We start from the raw sequence: 19183 nt of genomic DNA, 5'->3' as shown, positions 1-19183 counted from the left end.
ATTATTCATAATAAACCGCATCTTTGAATGATGCGGCGTGTCTGTCTTTTTCTGATAATATGAGTGATTCTCCAGCAATGGGCCATTCTATGCCGATTGTCTCGTCATTATAGCGGATAGACGCTTCGGACTGGGGAGTATAGGCATTGTCCACTTTATAAGTAAAAACAGCTTCATCGCTCAATACCAAAAAACCATGCGCAAAACCTCTCGGGATGAAAAACTGTCGTTTGTCTTCTCCACTCAGCTCCACGCTGACATATCGACCGAATGTAGAGGATGATTTTCTTAAGTCGACAGCTACATCCAATACCCTTCCGCATAGGACACGTACCAGCTTGGCCTGGCTGTATTCCGCTTTCTGATAATGCAAACCACGCAGCACCCCGAAAGAAGACTTAGATTCATTATCCTGAATAAAGTGAACATCTCCTATATGGGCGCGAAACTCTTCTTCTTTAAATGCCTCCATGAAATATCCGCGAGCGTCATGAAGAATTTTTGGTTCAATCAGCCATACGCCATCAATCTCTGTCTGTATATAGTTCATTCTCTCAAAATGATTTAAGTATTTTCTTTTATAATAGCTTGGTTCTATTCTGCTTTATAGAGCACCAAACTTCTGTCTTTCTACATCAGAAAGACCTATAAAAACATTGCAAATGTATGAAAAAAAACTGTTTCTTATTGCGTGGTTTGAAAAAGCTTTTTTTTATACTGTTATTGCGGCAAGTAAAAGTGTGTTCTTTATAAATTCTTGATAAGAAAAAGTACCGAAAGCTGGTTTATATCGGATATTTCAGTTACTTTTGTTGCATGATTGAGTTATCACAACACATAGAAGCATTATTACTGGAAAATGATTGTGTCATTGTTCCGGGATTAGGCGGCTTTGTTGCTCACTACACCTCGGCGACAAGGATTGAGGAAGAGAGCCTCTTCCTGCCCCCTACCCGTATCATCGGCTTCAATCCCCAACTGACAATGAATGATGGAGTGTTGGTGCAATCTTATATGGCTGTCTATAACACCAGTTTTGCAGATGCTACCAGAATAATCGAAAGGAAAGTGGAAGATATTTTTGCCACTCTTCATGAAGAAGGGAAACTGGATTTACCCAATGTAGGAGAACTTCGTTACTCTATCTATGGAACCTATGAATTTATTCCTTACGATGATAAAATCACCAGCCCTTATCTATATGGCCTGGATAGCTTTGAAATGAAAAAGCTATCTGCTTTGACGCAAACTACCGGAGGAAAGCTCATTCCTTTGACACCGGCAATAGAGGGGAATAAGAAAAGGAACTTTGAAATCAAGATTAACCGTTCGTACTTATCGAATGCTGTGGCTATGATAGCGGCCGTTGTGTTATTCTTCCTGCTGTCCACTCCGTTGGAAAACACGGAAGTTTTAGAAGGAAATTATGCGCAACTGCTTCCCGGGGATCTTTTTAAGAAGATAGAGAAGCAATCTCTGGCCTTTACTCCAATTGTTTCAAAAACGGTAAAGAATAAAAAAAATCCGGTTGCTCTTGCACCTGCAAAACCCGAAGTCATGGCAAATGTCTCGCGTCCGGTAACAGCGGTCACTCAGACAGTAGATGCTCCGGAGATTGTCAAGCCCGTTCCTCCTCCCCTACCTTATCACATCATTGTTGCAAGTGTGGGAACAGAGAAAGATGCACAGCTGATGGCGGAACACCTGATACAAAAAGGATTTTCAGGTGCAAAAGCTATCATAGGTGATGGCAAGATGCGTGTCAGCATTCTGTCGTGCAGCACAGAAGCGGAAGTTTATCAGGCTTTGACTGAAATTCGTAAGAATGAAGCTTATCAGAACGCGTGGGTACTGAAGAAATAAGAGTATCTCTCACCCTATTCATCAATTATAAAATTACTTTGACAGCCAATGAAGCGAATCCGTTGTCCCAAATGCGAGAGTTATTTAATGTTCGATGAAACAAAGTATAGCGAAGGTCAGTCATTGGTCTTCGTTTGCGAGCAATGCAAAAAACAATTCAGCATTCGTTTAGGTAAAACAAAGAACCAAGTTTCTCAAAAAGAGGAGCTTCTCAATGAAGAAGAATATAAAAAATCTTTCGGCAGCATAACGGTTATAGAAAATGTATTTGGATTCAAACAGATACTGCCTCTTAAAGAAGGAGATAATGTGATAGGGCGTCGTTGTGTGGGAACAATTGTTCATGTTCCCATAGAAAGTTCGGATATGAGCATGGATCGCAGGCATTGCATTATCAATGTGAAACGTAACAAGCAAGGCGAATTGGTATATACGCTACGCGATGCTCTCAGTCTGACAGGTACTTTCCTGAACAATGAACTTTTAGGCGAAAAAGATCATATACACATTAAGGATGGAGCAATTGTAACTATTGGCGCCACCACCTTTATTCTGCGCACGGCAGAATAGAAAGAATCCCCAAGAGCCATCAGACCCTTGGGAAGACTTCTTAGAGAATACTTTTCACTGTTTCCAACATTCCCTTAGACAAAATAGAATCTAAGTTGGCTTTCACAGCAGCACTAAGTCCGGGAATGGAATTCAGGTCTTCTCCCCAGATAAACGTTGCGCCCAATACTCCTTCCGTTACTTTCTGAGTATCGCGGGTCGCCCACAAATCTTTCAGCAGTTTCATGATTTCAGGTGCATCGTTTGGAGCGATTTCAGCACCATCCTCGCGAACGCCGCCTTTGTAATATGTAATGATGGCCGCAAGACCGAGCACCAATCCTTGAGGTAATTCACCTTTGCGTTGCAGATAGGTCTTCAACCCCGGAAGGTCGCGAGTCTGATATTTGGGGAATGAATTTAGCATGATGCTGGTTACGGCATGGTCGACAAACGGATTGTTGAAACGCTCCAACACATCTTCCGCAAACTTCTTCAGCTCGTTTTTAGGCAAGTTTAATGTTTCCATTAGCTCGTCAAACATCACTTTGTTGATGTATCTGCCTATTACCGGATGTTGGCAAGCGTCACGGACAATATTGATTCCGGAGAGGTAGGATACCGGAGACAGAACAGTGTGAGGGCCATTCAGCAGTGTAACCTTCCTTTCGTGGTATGGTTCTTCAGAAGGAACGAACAGCACGTTCAGGCCGGCCTTATCTGCGGGGAACTCTTTTGCCACTTCTTTTGGAGCCTCGATTACCCACAGATGGAAAATCTCTGCTTGTACAACAAGGTTGTCATCGTATTGCAACTGTTCTTTGATAGCGGTGATATCCTTGCGAGGAAAACCCGGTACGATGCGGTCGACCAAGGTAGCATATACGCCACAAGCTTCTTCGAACCAGGTTTTGAACTCATCGCCCAACTGCCACAATTCGATGTATTGATAAATCGTTTCTTTTAGTTTATGTCCATTTAGGAAAATCAATTCGCAGGGGAAGATGATAAGCCCTTTGCTCTTGTCGCCATTGAATGTCTTGAAACGATGATACAGCAACTGTGTCAGTTTGCCCGGATAGGAAGAGGCGGGAGCATCGGTCAGTTTGCATGAAGGGTCAAAGGCAATCCCCGCTTCGGTTGTGTTGGAGATGACAAAGCGCATTTCCGGTTGTTCTGCCAGCTTCAGAAACTCTTCGTTTTGCGTATAAGGATTCAAAGCACGGCTGATTACGTCAATCAAAGTCAGGCTGTTAACGGTTTCTCCTTTCTCCAGACCTTGCAGATTAAGGTGATAAAGGTCATCTTGCGCATTCAGCATATCCACCATACCTTTGTCGATGGGCTGCACTACCACTACGCTGCTATCGAAATCGGTCTTTTGATTCATGTTGTAGATAATCCAATCCACAAACGCACGCAGGAAATTTCCTTCGCCAAACTGGATGATACGTTCCGGACGTTGTACTTTCACCGCTGTTTCTTTGTTTAATGCTTTCATTTTAAAAATAGGTTTAAATGATTGATAGGATAATTTGTTATTATCAGTCCGATTGAAAGATGTATGAAGACTACTCGAATTCAAAATAAAAGTCAATGTTTTCTTTCATCATGACATCAATGGGCATGTATTTTACGGCTGTAACCGTTTTTTTGAATACGATGTGGTTGCACAAGGCTTTTATTCCGCAATAGCCTTGCAGGCCGGGGCGTTGGCCGATGAGATAGTTCACTTCGCCCGTTCTCAGGTATTCCACGTTCTTTTGCAGAAGGTCGTAGCCTAACAGATTCTTCAACTTCTGTTCTTTTGTCTGCAAATAGTGCGCCACCTGATATACGCGGGAATTGAATACCACCCCTAAAACAGCCTTTGGATGTTCATTAAAGAACGTATCTAATATCTGTTGATTGGCATCTGCGTCTTCTTTGTGCAGAATGACGTCGTGAATGGGCAGGTCGTAGTGCCTCTCGGTAAGATATTGCATGAAGCCCTCCAGGCGGCGCTGCATCTGTATCTCTGCCGGATTGTCCTTCTGGCTGTTAAGGAAAAGCACAAGCTCCTGCCCCGCTTCATAACTATTCATCAGAATCTTGGCGGCAATGTAGCCGCTGACTCCGGAATCTTGTCCGATATAGCATAAGGCATGTGTGTGCTCAATGTTGAAATCGACAAACGCGTAAGGAATGTCATTCTTTTCGAGATAAGATGTAAGCTTCAGCGTCTCTTCTTCGAAGTTCGGTGCAATCAATACTGCATCGGCCGATTCTTGTTGAAGAAACCGGCATGCCTCTTCGTAAGACTGCTTGTCGGCATGCGAATAATATAAAAAGTCCACTCCTACATTAAAAGGATGGAGTTCTTGCGCAGCACGCCCTACTCCTTGGGCTACGGCATGCCAATAATCGTGCTCTATATAATAAGGTATAATGCAAACAATGCGGTAGCGTTTCTTGGCAGCCAGCCCGATGGCAAACATGTTTGGCTGATAGTCTATCTCATCGAGCACTTTCTGAACTTTCTCCCTACTGGCAAGAGATACGTCTCCGCGATTGTGCAATACGCGATCCACGGTTCCGGCAGAGACGCCTGCCATACGTGCAATGTCTTTAATGGTATAAATCTTATTCCCCATTTTAAGGTGTATTCCTGAGTCGATAAAGGTGTGGACGTTTAAAACTTAAATATTATAAATATTCGCCGCAAAGATACGAATTATTTTGTTCCTCCAAGTAAAATTTCTACTTTTGTGTTCGATAACGGTTAATAAAAACAAAAAAGAATTATTAGCCTTATTCCCTTAAAATCAATGCTATAAACGTATAATATCAGACAAGTAATATTTTTAGATATTTAAAACACAAAAAGATGAAGAACTTTATGGATGAGAACTTCTTGTTGCAAACAGAAACTGCACAGAAGTTGTATCATGAGCATGCGGCTAAAATGCCGATTATCGATTATCACTGTCACTTGATTCCTCAAATGGTGGCAGATGATTATCAGTTTAAGTCCTTGACGGAAATCTGGCTGGGTGGAGACCATTACAAATGGCGTGCCATGCGTACCAATGGTGTGGATGAACGCTTCTGTACGGGTAAAGATACCACCGATTGGGAGAAATTCGAGAAATGGGCGGAAACCGTACCCTACACTTTCCGCAATCCGTTGTATCATTGGACTCATCTTGAACTAAAAACAGCTTTTGGCATTGATAAGATTCTGAATCCTAAAACCGCACGTGATATATATGAGGAATGCAACGAAAAACTGAAGCGGCCGGAATATTCGGCACGCGGCATGATGCGGCGTTATCACGTGGAAGTGGTTTGCACGACCGATGATCCCATTGATTCCTTGGAATACCACATCAGGACTCGCGAAAGCGGTTTTGAGATAAAGATGTTGCCTACTTGGCGTCCCGACAAGGCTATGGCGGTGGAAAATCCTGCCGACTTCCGCGCTTACGCAGAAAAGCTGGCAGAGGTGAGTGGTGTTAGCATCTCGAGTTTCGACAACATGATTGCCGCTTTGCGCAAACGTCATGACTTCTTTGCCGGACAAGGTTGCAAGTTATCCGATCATGGCATTGAAGAGTTCTATGCTGAAGATTATACGGATGCGGAAATCAATGCTATATTCAATAAGGTGTATGGCGGCAAGATGCTGACTAAAGAAGAGGTCTTGAAATTCAAGTCGGCCATGTTGGTCGTGTTTGGAGAAATGGATTGGGAAAAGGGGTGGACGCAACAGTTCCATTATGGAGCCATCCGCAACAACAACAGCAAGATGTTTAAATTGTTGGGGCCTGACACCGGCTTTGATTCAATCGGCGAATTTACTACGGCGAAAGCAATGGCTAAGTTCCTTGACCGTCTGAACTCGGAAGGAAAGCTTACGAAGACCATCCTCTACAATCTCAATCCATGCGCTAATGAGGTGATTGCTACTATGTTGGGGAACTTTCAGGATGGAACTGTCGCCGGTAAGATACAATTCGGCTCCGGTTGGTGGTTCCTTGACCAAAAAGACGGTATGGAGAAACAGATGAACGCGCTTTCCGTGCTGGGATTACTGAGCCGTTTTGTAGGTATGCTGACCGATTCCCGTTCTTTCCTCTCCTATCCTCGTCATGAATACTTCCGTCGCACGTTGTGCAACCTTGTGGGACGTGATGTGGAAAACGGTGAAATTCCCGCATCCGAAATGGAACGTGTAAATCAGATGATTGAAGATATCAGCTATCATAACGCTAAGAACTTCTTCCGATTCTGACAGCAGCCTAATCTTAACCGCCGGGCAAAGCACCCGTAAGCCCACACCATATCGTTCCTGAAGTGTGGGATTACGGTTGTACAACTGCAAGCTTTCACTTGTACAAGCGCAATCTCACACTTATACAAGCGTAAAACGCCTATTTTCAATAAGTTACCAAACTATTCCTTTCCCGGTAACTTTTGCATCCAAGCCCCGCTCCTCTTCTGATTAATAGCCTTGCCACAAATAATCAATCGATAAGAAGAAAAAGACATTTGCTTCTTTTATTCTAAAAATGTATTTTTGCGTTTATTTTCTATCAACCCAACAAAAAACATTAAGGATGACGCAATCGCCCCAAGCCACCACCAAAGGTTTCAGCAAGGCCTTTTGGGTAAGTAACACAGTCGAACTGTTTGAGCGTATGGCATATTATGCCGTATTTATTGTTCTCACCATTTATCTTTCCAACATTTTAGGTTTCAATGATTTTGAAGCGAGTATGATTTCCGGCTTGTTTTCGGGCGGGCTCTATCTGTTACCTATCTTTTCCGGAGCGTATGCCGACAAAATAGGTTTCAGGAAATCGATGCTTATAGCTTTTTCGTTGCTTTCCGTGGGATATTTGGGGCTGGGCCTGCTCCCTACTCTGCTGGAAGCAGCCGGATTGGTGGAATATGGTGAGGTGACTCGTTTCTCCGGATTACCGGAGAGTAACAACAAGTGGATGATTGTTCCCATTTTGTTTGTCATCATGGTAGGAGGCTCATTTATCAAATCCATCATATCGGGGTCAGTGGCCAAAGAAACGACAGAAGCTACCCGGGCACGGGGATATTCCATTTTCTACATGATGGTCAACATAGGAGCTTTCACCGGAAAAACCATTGTCGACCCATTGCGGAATCTCATCGGTGAACAAGCTTATATTTACATCAATTATTTCTCGGCCGCAATGACAATCCTGGCTTTGCTATCCGTCATTCTATTGTATAAATCGGCACATACGGCCGGCGAAGGAAAGAGCATGCGCGAAATAGGCCGGGGATTTATGCGCATCATCACCAACTGGCGTTTACTGATTCTTATTCTTATCGTCACGGGCTTCTGGATGGTGCAGCAGCAATTGTATGCCACCATGCCCAAATACGTGATTCGCATGGCAGGCGAAACGGCTAAGCCGGGATGGATAGCCAATGTGAATCCATTGGTCGTGGTCTGCTGCGTAAGCTTCATCACCCGGCTGATGGCAAAACGTTCGGCCATCTTATCCATGAATATAGGCATGTTTCTGATTCCCATCTCGGCATTGCTGATGGCATGCGGCAATCTATTGGATAATGAGGTGATCGGTGGCATGAGCAACATCACGCTGATGATGGTGCTGGGTATCGTGGTGCAGGCTTTGGCAGAATGCTTCATCTCCCCACGCTATCTGGAATATTTCTCTTTACAGGCCCCTAAGGGAGAAGAAGGTATGTATCTCGGATTCAGCCATCTCCATTCATTCTTGTCTTCCATTTTCGGATTCGGCATTGCCGGTGTGCTTCTGACAGAATACTGCCCCGACCCGCTTTTGTTTGAGACACGAGAAGCGTGGGAAGCAGCCAGCACTAATGCGCATTATATCTGGTACTACTTTGCCGGTATCGGACTGGTTGCCGCAATTGCACTATCCGTTTTTGCCAAAACCACAGGAATCATTGACAAAAAGAAGAAAGCATAAATTCCATGTCGCATAATTTTTGTATATTTGTGTAACGAAGTTACGAAAAGAATGTAATTTGCTGGGAATGAGCATAAGTTTATTACTCATAATAGTAATAGGTTACGATTAAGTTAGTTATCTACTGCATTATTTTTCTGTACGTTGCGTAACCTTCAAAGAACTCTTCAAACGCAAAGATAAGACAAAAATCGGAATTATAGAATAAGTTTTTCTATATTTTCGGCAGTATCCATAATTTTGTGTAAATAGAAACGGGATTCAGTTATAAGTTCTCTTATATCTGGATTCTGTTTTCAAAAATAAGCATAAATTGGTTCATAATCAATCCCCTGTTAGTAATCGGCATTGTCCACTTCTTCTCAATCTCCATCAAAGACAGGTATACCATTTTCTTCACAGCATCATCCGACGTGAATGAAAGTTTTGATTTAGTGTACTTTCTGATTTTTCCATTCAGATTTTCTATGAGATTTGTTGTGTAGATTATTTTCCTGATTTCCAATGGAAACTGGAAGAAAACAGTCAGGTCATCCCAGTTATTCCTCCATGAGAGGATGGCATAAGGGTACTTCCCGCCCCATTTCTTTTCCAAATTATCCAATTCCACGGCAGCAGCCTCCTTGTTGGGCGCGTTATAGATGTTCTTCATATCGGCTGTAAACTCTTTCTTGTCCTTGTAAACGACATATTTACAGGAGTTCCTGATCTGATGTACAACACATATTTTGCGTGGAAGACTGAGGAAATACGGCACGTATGGTGTCGGTAAACCCGTTCAGGTTGTCAGTGCAGGTAATCAGTATGTCCTGCACTCCGCGAGCCTTCAAATCTGTCAGGACACCCATCCAGAATGAAGAACTTTCTGATTTTCCCACCCACATGCCAAGGACTTCTTTCAAGCCGTTCTGTTTCAAACCGATACAGAGATAGACAGTCTTGTTGATGATTTTTCCGTTGTCACGAACCTTGAATACAATACCGTCCATCCAAACGATAAGATAGACAGGATCCAAAGGGCAGTTCTGCCATTCCTGAGCAGCCCCTGGTTGACTTTGTTCGTAATGATGGAAATGGCTGATGTGGAAGTTCTATTTCATAGATTTCACGCATTTCCTCTTCAATGTCGGACACGCTCATTCCTTTGGCATATAAGGAGATAACAAGTTTTTCTATAGAAAGCCCACGGCTCTCATGTTTGGGAACAACTATGGGCTCGAATTGACCGTTACGGTCACGGGGAATAGGTATGACCGCTTCACCGTGTTCGGTTTGGATTTTCTTGGGGTAGCTGCCGTTACGGGAATTACCGCTGTTACGACCGGAAAACGAATTCTTCTCATAACCCAGATGCGCATCCATCTCACCTTCAAGCATTTTCTCCAATACCTGCGCGTGTAACTGCTTCAGAAATTTGCTGACATCAGATTCTGTCTTGAACTGACTAAGGAACTCCTTACTTAATACCTCTCAGGCACTACATGATTCTTCTCTTTCATAATCTTCTTCATTTTGCAAAGCTATTAAATAAAAAATACGGAACTCATACTGAATCCCGTATTTTACATTTACACAAAATATTTTATAGTGCCATTCCCAAAGATAAATTTGTATTTTTAGAAATACGGAAAATTTGCCAACGTCCTCAAGATGTAGTATCACTTCTTGAGAAGATATTTCAAGATATTAGAGAAGAGAAAGCTATTCAAGATTTCAGAGTGAAGAAAGAGTTAAAAGGTGGCGTTGGCAAAATACTTAATGATACACTAATTCTTGAACCAAACGTGGGTGGTATTGGAATTAATCTAAATAGTCTATTTAAGTTCTTAAAAGGCAGATAATATATAAATAACGGGAATAGCTATCAAAGTTATTCCCGTTACTGTTTAATCAGTTATTACCCCAGCTCGGGATAAGAAAGTCGAAAAATAGTAAGAGAAAAAGTTGGTAGTCTAATCAAGATTTTGTACCTTTATAAGTGATAATCAATTAGCTACAAACATCATGATTAAGACTACCGATTACAAAGTTACTGCTTTATTTTGTGTTATTGATGATTTCTGCAAACAATTTAAGTCAGAAAATGCGGGAAAACTGCTTTTGGGTGAGGCCGGAGTGAAGCGCAGAAGACGCAAGGCATCCATGTCTGACAGCGAAATCATGACCATTCTGCTCTATTTCCATTTCGGTTCGTTCCGCAACTTCAAACACTATTATCTGTTCTTCATCAAGGGTATGTTGAAGTCGTTTTTCCCTGACGCGGTGTCTTACAACCGTTTCGTAGAACTCGAGAGCCGTGTGTTCTTCCCCCTGATGTTCTTCCTGAACCTCCAAGTATTCGGCAGATGCACGGGCATTACATTTGTGGACTCCACCATGATACCCGTGTGCCACAATCTTAGGCGGTATGCCAACAAGGTGTTCAAGGGCATTGCAACGGATGATGGCAAGGGAACCATGGGCTGGTGCCATGGATTCAAACTCCATCTGGCTTGCAATGACAGAGGCGAGATTATTGCGTTTGTCCTCACTGGCGCAAATGTCAGCGACAAGGATCCAAATGTGTTTGAGGTGTTGGCTAAACGACTGTACGGCAAGCTCTTTGCCGACAAAGGCTACATCTCGAAAAAGCTCTTTGACTTCCTTTTCGAGGATGGCATACAACTGGTCACTGGGAGCATACTGCTTCTTTGGGAACAAACCCAAAGCCCTTGGTGGATACACCATCGAGAGCACCAAACTGTTGAGCCTTTTTTAAGCGCAACGCATTTTTAATAAGAAAACATTTTCAGCATAACCGTCCATGTCCCATGAACGGAGAGCTTCTTGTGTACCTAGCCGAAGACACTAAAACTTATATTTAACAAAAAGGATTATCCCGAACTGGGGTATATGGTTGACACGCACCATCGCCACCGGCATGGCGCCCCGGGCAAAGGCCGACAAGTCGCGTATAAGGGCTTGGAACAGATAAGGGCTCAGCCCCTCCCAGGCATTGGGGATGCTGTATTGCCCCCCCCTTACCATAAAGTCTATCGTCAGCATGGCATCAGCATTATTATGTCGTCGGGACGGTTGAACGATGTGTCGGTATCGACGCTTCCGGAGGCTTCCGTCGTCAGAAGCATGTCCACGTCGGCCAGTTCGCGCTTCACTTCCCCGGCCAGCCTGTCGGCCAGCTCAAGCATGCGGGTTTGTTCTTGAGCGCCATCCCGCGCAGCCTTGGAGTCGTCGAACAGGTTACGGATGGTGACGGGGAAGTCGAGGATATCGAACCGGCGCAGGGCAATGGCAATCGTCTGTTTGGCCAGGCACCGCTCCAGCAGGGATATAACATCCGCTTTTCCCTCGGCGCGCTCGAAGTAAGAAGCCAGCCCGTCATCCAGAGCCTCCTTCTGAAACGGGATGGTACGGAAGAAGAAGAGGTAAGACAGGTCGACGGGATAGAGCAGGTCGAAGTCCTCGGTGCGCTTTATGCGCAGGCCGTCGAGCATCTTCCGGTAGCGTGTCTCCTGCCAGGAGGGCACATCGTCTCCGGCGTCGAGCAGCCGGATGATGCTGTCCATCGCGTTGTAATAGTTCTCGATGTAGGAGTAATTCAACTTTTTATAATACACTGATATAAAACGTGATACAAGCATTTATAAATTTGCTGGTGACAAAGTAGTGTCACTTTTATGTAGCATAAGACTTAACAAAAACAAACATTCATGCAGATTTAACGTTGTTTAATCGACAATCCATAACATCAAACGCAAAAAAGGAGGCTCATCCGACATTTCGAGTGATACGGCAGTCGTGTAGTGCATAAAGCCTAAGCTCAAAGTATCGTTCATCCCTGAATCCGTACGCATTCCTTTTCATTACTTTTATCTTATTGTTGATGCCCTCCACTTTGCCGGTAGAGATATGGCAGTCGTACCATGCGAGTATTCCCGTTCGATGCGCCATAATGGTTGCAGCCATTTTCATCAGCTGTGGCACTTCGCTCTCTTTAGCCTGGTTTACCCAATCCAGCATTACTTTCTCCGCCTCTTCCTTGTTGATCTGTGTCCAAAATTCCCGGAGCTGCTCCTTGAGGTAATATGCCTGCGAGAGAGGCTTGTTCATGTCCAGAGCATTGTCAAGCCTCGTTTTATATTCCTTGTCAAAGATGTCCTCACCATTGCTTAACAGGAGGTATCTCGTGCCTTTGAGGACCTTCCGCTTATTGATATCCTTTTCCATGTTGTACTGTACTCTGCGTATGTCATCCAGCTTTTCGTTCATGAGCTTGACCACGTGGAAATGGTCAAAAACATGAAGCGCATTGGGACAATGTTCATATACGGACGAAATGAATGCCGCAGAAAGGTCTGTGGTAACATACTTGATGTCAATGCCTTTTCGCTTTACCCTTTTCCAAAAGCCGTTCAAGGCATCAGCTCCTTTGCCTTCGCCAACATATATGATACGTCCGCTCCTCAGGTCGACAACTATTGTCTTGTATATGTGCCCTCTTCTTACGGCGAACTCGTCTATGCCGATACAATCCACACCCTCCAACGAAGGAGGGGTGTAATGGTATTCCAAATACCGGCTATGTATGTCTTTGATGGTGTCCCATGTTACTCCCAACAGGTTGGCCGCATCTTTCAAAGTCATTGCCTTTAACAATCCGACCACGTACCTTGCGAAACGGTGGGTGTAGCTGCAATTGCCTGTGGCGAAGGGGATATTCTCTTGGCGGTCGTAATCACAATCCTTGTTCTTACACTTGTAGCGTTGTACTTTCATGCGGACTATCACCTTTTTGCCGCCAACAGGAAGACCGATAAAGTCACGCATACGGTAACCATTCTTCACCAAATGGCGGCATCCGCACTTGGGACACTCATTTTGACGTTCTTTTGCTTCAACATGCAGAATAATTGTATTACCTTTGTATTCCTCACGGGTGCATTTGTGATTGTATAGCCCCCACGCATGATATAGAAAACTGCTGTTCATAAATGTACATTTGTTTGTGGTTATTCAAATATACAATTTGTTCAGCGGTTTTCTTCTTTAACATACCATCACTCGAAATGTCGGAAGAGCCAAAAAGGACTTAGAAATTTTTGGAAAAATAGAATTATTTTTATTTTTGCGATGTCAGCTTTTAAATTGTGACTTTACACTTTAACGATAAAGCAAACATTTTATTTGTACATGACAAAACACAGGGCAACATTTGGCTGCTCAATCATTTAGTAAACAGAAAACCGTGTAACCGAGGAACATGTTCATTTCACATCTTTACCAAGAACAAGACGGTCATTGGGTAAAACAATCCAATGAGAAGCATTCTAAAGGAGTGGCAGAGCGGTGTAAGACGTTCGCATCCAAGTTTGGCATGGGCAACTGGGGAGTGGTGATGGGGCTACTCCACGACAAGGGAAAAGAACAACGTACGTTTCAAGAGCACATCAAGAAAGCAAGTGGAATGGAGCCCGCCATCAGAGTGTCCGGTGACTATCACCACGCTTACGTGGGGGCATTGATAGCACAGAAATATTATCCTCAAGCTGCAATGCTCTTTGCAAACCCACTGATGGGTCATCATCGGGGACTTTACGACGAAGGCGAGAAAAAAGAACTGTTGAAGAAAACCATTCCCGAGGACGTTGATGAGAAGTGCTTGTTTGACATCAAACTGACCATCCCTCCTCTTCCCTTTCAGCCTAAAGACCTACATCACTTGGAGAGGATGTTATATAGTTGCCTTGTTGATGCAGATTATCTTGATACAGAATCCTTTATGCATCCAAAAACGGCCGCACTCAGAGGCAATCATACACAATTAGGGGAACTGTTGGAGAAGTTAGAAACAAGGTTGGAAAGCTTCAAACAAATCACTCCAGAAACAGAAGTGAACATTATCCGAAACTATGTACAGCAACAGTGCCGACTGTCAAGTGAACGTGAGAAAGGTTTCTACAGCCTCACGGTTCCGACCGGCGGAGGAAAAACCTTGTCGTCAGTTCTGTGGGCATTGCGCCATGCAGTACAAAACGGTCAGGACAGAATCATCATTGCCATACCATATACAAGTATCATCATACAGACCGCCCATATACTCAAAGACATTTTGGGAGAGGAGAATGTGTTGGAGCATCACTCCAACATGAACCACGAGGGCAACGAAAATGAAAATGAAACAGAGGAACAATACCGAATAAAACTGGCAACTGAAAACTGGGATTACCCAGTCATCGTGACCACCACAGTGGAACTCTTTGAATCATTGTTCAGCAATAAGCCATCCCGATGCAGAAAACTACATAACATTGTCAACAGCGTAGTGGTTCTTGATGAAGTGCAAACCTTACCCGTCAACTATCTTCAACCTATCGTTGACTCACTGGACACATTGAAACGTATCTTTGGTTGTTCAATACTATTCACCACGGCCAGCCTGCCGGTGTTGGTTGGGAATCACCGGGGAACTAATTACCAGCACGTATTCCAAGGTTTGCCAGACATCCATGAAATTATCCCTACTGAAGCTAACCTCCACGAGAAACTAAGGCGGGTAAAATTGGTTGTTGACAATGCTCCCTCCTCATACGATGATATAGCAAAGCGGATTGCGGAATTCGACCGCGTGCTCTGCATTGTCAACACTCGCCGGGATGCCAAGGAACTGTATGACAGGTTATCCAAAGACGGTCTCTGCCTACACCTGTCAAGGATGATGTGCCCTGCCCATGTCCAAGATACTTTACGCCTGCTTAAAGAATACTTGAATAACCCTGGCCAACGTGTGATAAGGGTCATTGCCACCCAACTGATTGAAGCAGGCATCGACATAGACTTCCCTGTGGTGTTCCGACAAGAAGCAGGATTGGACTCTATTCTTCAAGCTGCAGGTCGATGCAACAGAGAGGGAAAGCAAGACATCTCGCCTACCTATGTATTTAGTCTTGCGGCAGAGCATCCTTTACCGAAAGGCTTTATGACTCAAACCAACAATGCACGTCTGGCCTTGCCTCCCGAACTGGACTGGTTTGCACCGGCAGCGATGCGACAATACTTTGAGCAACTGTTTAGCCGCTCCTGCACATTTGACAAGGCAGACATCCTACAGTTGCTGTACAAACAACAGATGCAGTTTGAAACGGCTGCTCACAACTTCCAGCTTATAGAAGACAATTCTATCTCTGTCATCATCAATTGGCATAACAGCATGGAACTTGTTACCCAATTGAAAGACAAGGGGATTTCCTACCGACTCCTGAAAAGATTGGCACAATACAGTGTAAACATAAAAACCAGCGATTTCAGGAAGCTGGCAGAGGCCGGAGCTTTAGAAGAAGTTGTCAAAGGTGTATATTGCGTGGAAAGTCCGTCATTCTACCACGACAATACAGGACTGACGATAGAAAATCAATGGTTAGAAGAAATACTAATAAAATAGCATATGGAACATTTTGACAAGGAGTTTACATTGGAGGTGTGGGGGCCTATTGCCTGCTTCACACGACCAGAACTGAAAGTAGAACGCGTAAGCTATGATGTCATCACCCCCTCAGCAGCACGCGCCATCTTTGAGGCAATATTTTGGAAACCTGCCATTCGCTGGCAAGTGACAAGAATCGAAGTACTCAACGATATCAAATGGACATCTGTCAGAAGAAACGAGGTGGGTGCCGTTACCGGCAAAACACCTATTATAATCGAGGACGATAAAAGACAACAAAAGAATACACTGATGCTGAAGGATGTGAGATACCGCATCAGTGCAAAGCTTGTATTTATTCCTAAGCATGACCGCAAATACGGGGAAAGTAAAAATCCAGAGATAGACCAAAAAGAGCAGAACCATCTGCACAAAGATGAGAATCCGGGTAAATACAACGCCATGTTCGAGCGTCGTGCGTCCAAGGGCCAGTGCTTTAATCAGCCCTATTTAGGCACACGTGAATGTGCAGCATCATTTAGGCTGATATATCCTGAAACAGACCTATTGAATGCCCCTATCCAAGAAAGCCGAGACTTAGGCATCATGCTGTATGACATGGACTTTGCCCATAACAATGAAAAGCCCGAAGCCATGTTCTATAGGGCAAAAATGGAGTACGGTGTTATTCAAGTTCCAGAATTAAACAGTGAGGAGGTATTGAGATGATTCTTAAGGCATTATATGATTATTATGATAGGTGTGGAAATCTGCCAGAATTGGGTATGGAACTTAAAGAGCTGTCCTTTCTCATCGTTATTGACAAGGATGGACACTTTGTGCGACTTGAAGACAGGAGAACAGATGCCAAGAGAGCACAGATGTTTCTCGTACCAAGGTCTGTAGGACGCAGTAATGCCCCGCGAACGAATTTTCTATGGGATAACCCTGCATACGTATTAGGCATCTCTGACGCTAATTTTCCATACGACCAGTCAAAACTTAGCAATGCTAAGATTGCAGAGAAAGAGAAATCCAGGGACAAAGAACGTATTAAGAACAAAAAGTGCCATGATACTTTCTTACAGCTTGTCAAAGACCTTCACCAGAAGTTCCCGAATCGCTATGATATAAGTGCCTTACATACATTCTATCAGAGCAAAAGTATTTTAGAAGATATGAAGGCAGATTCTTTATGGACAGAATTCCAAAAGAACCTCATCAAGAATATCTCTTTCCTTATTGAAGGTGACACGCAAATATTGCCAGAAAAAAAAGAACTGCTCTCTAATGCATCTGCTGATGAACAAGATGCCAAGGAAGGCAATTGTCTTATTTCTGGGAAAAAGGGTAATATCGTTGAGACAACAACTGCAACCCCCATACCCAATAGTCAGGCAACCGCTAAACTCGTATCCTTCCAAGTTAATTCCGGCTATGACTCGTATGGAAAACAAAAGGGATTCAACGCACCAATATCAGCAGAGGCAGAGTTTAAATATACCACTGCATTAAACGCTATGCTTTCAAGAGATTCGCACAACAAGTTCTTAATAGGCAACCGTAGTTTCGTTTTCTGGGCCTCTGCCAATGACGAAGTAGGCCTTGGAGCAGAGAACTCTCTATTTAGCTTAATAGGATTTGCTGATGCCGATGACCCAAACAGAAATATAGAGAATGCCAAAAAGCTACTGAACTCTATTTATTCGGGAAGCCTGAAAACTTCTCTGGATGACAAGTTCTATATTCTTGGCTTGGCACCTAACAGTGCCCGCATTGCCGTCACTTATTGGTCAGAGCAACCTCTAAGGCAATTTGCGGAAATGATTCTCCGTCATTTTGATGACATGGAAATCGTTGATAATCGGAAAGAGAAGAAGCCATACATAGGGCTACATTCCATGCTTAGTGCCGTGACATTAGGTGGGAAATCTTCAGATGCCACACCCAATCTCCCGGATGCCGTGGTAAAGAGCATATTCCAAGGACTCCCCTATCCATACACCCTGTTTGCCAGCTGTATCCGCAGAATCAGGTGCGAACAGGAAATTGGCATCACTCGTGCTGCCATTCTGAAAGCATATTTGAATAGGAAAACAGATCAGAACAAAAAAATAATTGCTATGTTAGACAAAGAAAACACCAACCAAGGCTACCTCTGTGGCCGATTATTCGCAGTTCTTGACAAGATACAGTCAGATGCGAATAACATTCATTCTATCAAGGAGAGGTACATGAATGCTGCAAGTACAACACCAGCTTCCGTTTTTGCAACCATCTTGAACCTTTCTTCCCATCATTCAGAAAAACTTAGTGAAGGAAGCAAGGTGTTTTATGAAAAAATAAAACAAGAGATTGTCGACAAGATTAATTCCAACGGTTTTCCTGCCCACTTGGACTTGCAAGACCAGGGCAGATTCTTTGTCGGATACTATCATCAGACACAATGGTTCTATACTGCGAAAGAAGAGAAATAACAGAATATAATAACTTAAATATCAACGACTCATGAGTGAATTAAAGAACAGAATCGATTTCGTCTACATCTTTGATGTAGTGGACGGCAATCCCAATGGTGACCCCGATGCGGGCAATCTTCCTCGTGTTGATGCCGAAACAGGTCAGGGACTTGTAACTGACGTATGTCTTAAACGTAAAGTAAGAAACTACGTGCAAGCAATCAAGAATTTGGCAGAAGGGTATGATATATTCATCAAGGAGAAAGCCGTACTTAACAAATTGATTGACGACTCGTATGAAGACGAAAGCGTCAAGAGCAGAGACAAGTCCGACGCCAAACGCGATGCAGCGCGTAACGTGATGTGTAGAAAATACTATGATATTCGCACATTCGGTGCTGTCATGTCAACAGGAAAGAATGCCGGTCAGGTACGCGGCCCCATTCAGATGACTTTTGCGCGTTCCATTGATTCCATTGCTACAGCAGAGCACTCCATCACCAGAATGGCCGTGGCTACAGAAAAAGATTCCGAGAAGCAAAATGGGGACAACAGAACCATGGGACGCAAGGCCACTGTACCCTATGCCCTCTATGCCTGTCATGGATTCATCTCTGCCAATCTTGCCAAACAGACCGGCTTTGACGAAGGTGACCTGAGTCTGTTCTGGGAGGCTTTGAAGAATATGTTTGACATTGACCGGTCGGCAGCACGCGGACTGATGAGTGCACAGAAACTCATCGTTTTCAAACACAGTTCTATCCTTGGAAACGCACCGGCCAATCAATTGTTCGACCTTGTAAAAGTGGAGAAGAGGACTGACCAGACTCCCCGCTCTGTGGCAGATTACAGCATCACAATTGACAGAGACCACGTCCCCGAAGGAGTAGAGGTTGAAGAGTTTATCTAAT

The 19183-nt window shown here is 43.8% G+C and carries 15 protein-coding genes and 2 pseudogenes; 10 read left to right on the top strand and 7 right to left on the bottom strand.

The annotated features are described in order from the left end of the window. Position 1: 1 nt before the first annotated feature. Positions 2-550, bottom strand: coding sequence for a dTDP-4-dehydrorhamnose 3,5-epimerase (gene rfbC, locus C4H11_RS01435; protein WP_106040180.1), 549 nt, complete (start codon positions 548-550; stop codon positions 2-4). Positions 551-816: 266 nt separating this feature from the next. Between rfbC and C4H11_RS01430 the strand changes: the two genes are divergently transcribed. Further along, positions 817-1863, top strand: a complete 1047-nt coding sequence (locus C4H11_RS01430; protein WP_106040179.1) for an HU domain-containing protein — start codon at positions 817-819, stop codon at positions 1861-1863. A 48-nt stretch (positions 1864-1911) separates the two neighbouring features. Continuing rightward, positions 1912-2433, top strand: a complete 522-nt coding sequence (locus C4H11_RS01425; protein WP_106040178.1) for an FHA domain-containing protein — start codon at positions 1912-1914, stop codon at positions 2431-2433. Between the two features lie 40 nt (positions 2434-2473). On the opposite strand, the gene C4H11_RS01420 is transcribed toward C4H11_RS01425, so the two are convergent. Together C4H11_RS01420 and C4H11_RS01415 are read right to left on the bottom strand one after the other, a co-directional pair. Then, the gene (locus C4H11_RS01420) at positions 2474-3913 is read right to left on the bottom strand and encodes a tagaturonate reductase (RefSeq protein WP_106040177.1); all 1440 of its coding nucleotides are present in this window, start codon (positions 3911-3913) and stop codon (positions 2474-2476) included. A 70-nt stretch (positions 3914-3983) separates the two neighbouring features. Continuing rightward, positions 3984-5045 carry a LacI family DNA-binding transcriptional regulator gene (locus C4H11_RS01415; protein ID WP_106040176.1) on the bottom strand — a complete coding sequence of 354 codons (1062 nt, stop codon included), beginning with the start codon at positions 5043-5045 and terminating at the stop codon, positions 3984-3986. A gap of 233 nt (positions 5046-5278) precedes the next feature. Between C4H11_RS01415 and uxaC the strand changes: the two genes are divergently transcribed. Both uxaC and C4H11_RS01405 read left to right on the top strand, forming a co-directional pair. Next, complete coding sequence (gene uxaC / locus C4H11_RS01410; RefSeq protein ID WP_106040175.1) at positions 5279-6685, top strand: glucuronate isomerase; 1407 nt, start codon at positions 5279-5281, stop codon at positions 6683-6685. Between the two features lie 325 nt (positions 6686-7010). Further along, a complete protein-coding gene (locus tag C4H11_RS01405) occupies positions 7011-8393 on the top strand; it encodes a peptide MFS transporter (RefSeq protein ID WP_106040174.1) in 1383 nt (460 codons plus the stop codon). Positions 8394-8670: 277 nt separating this feature from the next. Here the strand turns inward: C4H11_RS01405 and C4H11_RS14615 are convergent. Next, positions 8671-9892 (bottom strand): annotated as a pseudogene (locus C4H11_RS14615) (IS256 family transposase). Here C4H11_RS14615 and C4H11_RS01395 point away from each other — a divergent pair. After that, positions 9875-10234 (top strand): hypothetical protein, encoded by a 360-nt coding sequence (locus tag C4H11_RS01395; RefSeq protein WP_234819850.1) that lies wholly within the window; start codon positions 9875-9877, stop codon positions 10232-10234. The pseudogene C4H11_RS14615 and the gene C4H11_RS01395 sit on opposite strands and share 18 nt — an antisense overlap. Positions 10235-10397: 163 nt before the next feature. Continuing rightward, a pseudogene (locus tag C4H11_RS01390) lies at positions 10398-11151 on the top strand (IS982 family transposase). Positions 11152-11240: 89 nt separating this feature from the next. Here C4H11_RS01390 and C4H11_RS01385 read toward each other — a convergent pair. The 3 genes from C4H11_RS01385 to C4H11_RS01375 all read right to left on the bottom strand — a co-directional run bounded on the left by C4H11_RS01385 (position 11241) and on the right by C4H11_RS01375 (position 13382). Further along, positions 11241-11438, bottom strand: a complete 198-nt coding sequence (locus C4H11_RS01385) for a hypothetical protein (RefSeq protein WP_106040173.1) — start codon at positions 11436-11438, stop codon at positions 11241-11243. Continuing rightward, positions 11432-12010, bottom strand: coding sequence for a hypothetical protein (locus C4H11_RS01380; protein WP_205729975.1), 579 nt, complete (start codon positions 12008-12010; stop codon positions 11432-11434). The genes C4H11_RS01385 and C4H11_RS01380 overlap by 7 nt, the downstream gene beginning before the upstream one ends. Before the next feature lie 151 nt (positions 12011-12161). Next, the gene (locus C4H11_RS01375) at positions 12162-13382 is read right to left on the bottom strand and encodes an ISL3 family transposase (protein ID WP_106040171.1); all 1221 of its coding nucleotides are present in this window, start codon (positions 13380-13382) and stop codon (positions 12162-12164) included. Positions 13383-13653: 271 nt separating this feature from the next. Here C4H11_RS01375 and C4H11_RS01370 point away from each other — a divergent pair, with 271 nt between their 5' ends. From C4H11_RS01370 to cas7c, 4 genes are read left to right on the top strand one after another with little or no spacing between them, the layout of a single operon-like run. Further along, positions 13654-15831, top strand: a complete 2178-nt coding sequence (locus C4H11_RS01370; protein ID WP_106040170.1) for a CRISPR-associated helicase/endonuclease Cas3 — start codon at positions 13654-13656, stop codon at positions 15829-15831. 3 nt (positions 15832-15834) lie between these two features. Continuing rightward, a complete protein-coding gene (gene cas5c, locus C4H11_RS01365; protein ID WP_106040169.1) occupies positions 15835-16542 on the top strand; it encodes a type I-C CRISPR-associated protein Cas5c in 708 nt (235 codons plus the stop codon). Beyond that, a complete protein-coding gene (gene cas8c / locus C4H11_RS01360) occupies positions 16539-18290 on the top strand; it encodes a type I-C CRISPR-associated protein Cas8c/Csd1 (RefSeq protein ID WP_106040168.1) in 1752 nt (583 codons plus the stop codon). Before cas5c ends, cas8c begins: the two co-directional genes overlap by 4 nt. Before the next feature lie 31 nt (positions 18291-18321). Further along, a complete protein-coding gene (gene cas7c / locus C4H11_RS01355; protein WP_106040167.1) occupies positions 18322-19182 on the top strand; it encodes a type I-C CRISPR-associated protein Cas7/Csd2 in 861 nt (286 codons plus the stop codon). The last annotated feature ends 1 nt before the right edge of the window (position 19183 follow it).

This window comes from Bacteroides zoogleoformans (assembly GCF_002998435.1).
GTDB lineage: Bacteria > Bacteroidota > Bacteroidia > Bacteroidales > Bacteroidaceae > Bacteroides > Bacteroides zoogleoformans.
This window is presented reverse-complemented; position numbering and strand designations above follow the sequence as displayed.

Excerpts from the sequence above, each read along its gene's own strand:
- rfbC (WP_106040180.1), bottom strand. The coding sequence starts at position 550 with ATGAACTATATACAGACAGAGATTGATGGCGTATGGCTGATTGAACCA.
- C4H11_RS01430 (WP_106040179.1), top strand. The coding sequence starts at position 817 with ATGATTGAGTTATCACAACACATAGAAGCATTATTACTGGAAAATGAT.
- C4H11_RS01425 (WP_106040178.1), top strand. The coding sequence starts at position 1,912 with ATGAAGCGAATCCGTTGTCCCAAATGCGAGAGTTATTTAATGTTCGAT.
- C4H11_RS01420 (WP_106040177.1), bottom strand. The coding sequence starts at position 3,913 with ATGAAAGCATTAAACAAAGAAACAGCGGTGAAAGTACAACGTCCGGAA.
- C4H11_RS01415 (WP_106040176.1), bottom strand. The coding sequence starts at position 5,045 with ATGGGGAATAAGATTTATACCATTAAAGACATTGCACGTATGGCAGGC.
- uxaC (WP_106040175.1), top strand. The coding sequence starts at position 5,279 with ATGAAGAACTTTATGGATGAGAACTTCTTGTTGCAAACAGAAACTGCA.
- C4H11_RS01405 (WP_106040174.1), top strand. The coding sequence starts at position 7,011 with ATGACGCAATCGCCCCAAGCCACCACCAAAGGTTTCAGCAAGGCCTTT.
- C4H11_RS01395 (WP_234819850.1), top strand. The coding sequence starts at position 9,875 with ATGATTCTTCTCTTTCATAATCTTCTTCATTTTGCAAAGCTATTAAAT.
- C4H11_RS01385 (WP_106040173.1), bottom strand. The coding sequence starts at position 11,438 with ATGCTGACGATAGACTTTATGGTAAGGGGGGGGCAATACAGCATCCCC.
- C4H11_RS01375 (WP_106040171.1), bottom strand. The coding sequence starts at position 13,382 with ATGAACAGCAGTTTTCTATATCATGCGTGGGGGCTATACAATCACAAA.
- C4H11_RS01370 (WP_106040170.1), top strand. The coding sequence starts at position 13,654 with ATGTTCATTTCACATCTTTACCAAGAACAAGACGGTCATTGGGTAAAA.
- cas5c (WP_106040169.1), top strand. The coding sequence starts at position 15,835 with ATGGAACATTTTGACAAGGAGTTTACATTGGAGGTGTGGGGGCCTATT.
- cas8c (WP_106040168.1), top strand. The coding sequence starts at position 16,539 with ATGATTCTTAAGGCATTATATGATTATTATGATAGGTGTGGAAATCTG.
- cas7c (WP_106040167.1), top strand. The coding sequence starts at position 18,322 with ATGAGTGAATTAAAGAACAGAATCGATTTCGTCTACATCTTTGATGTA.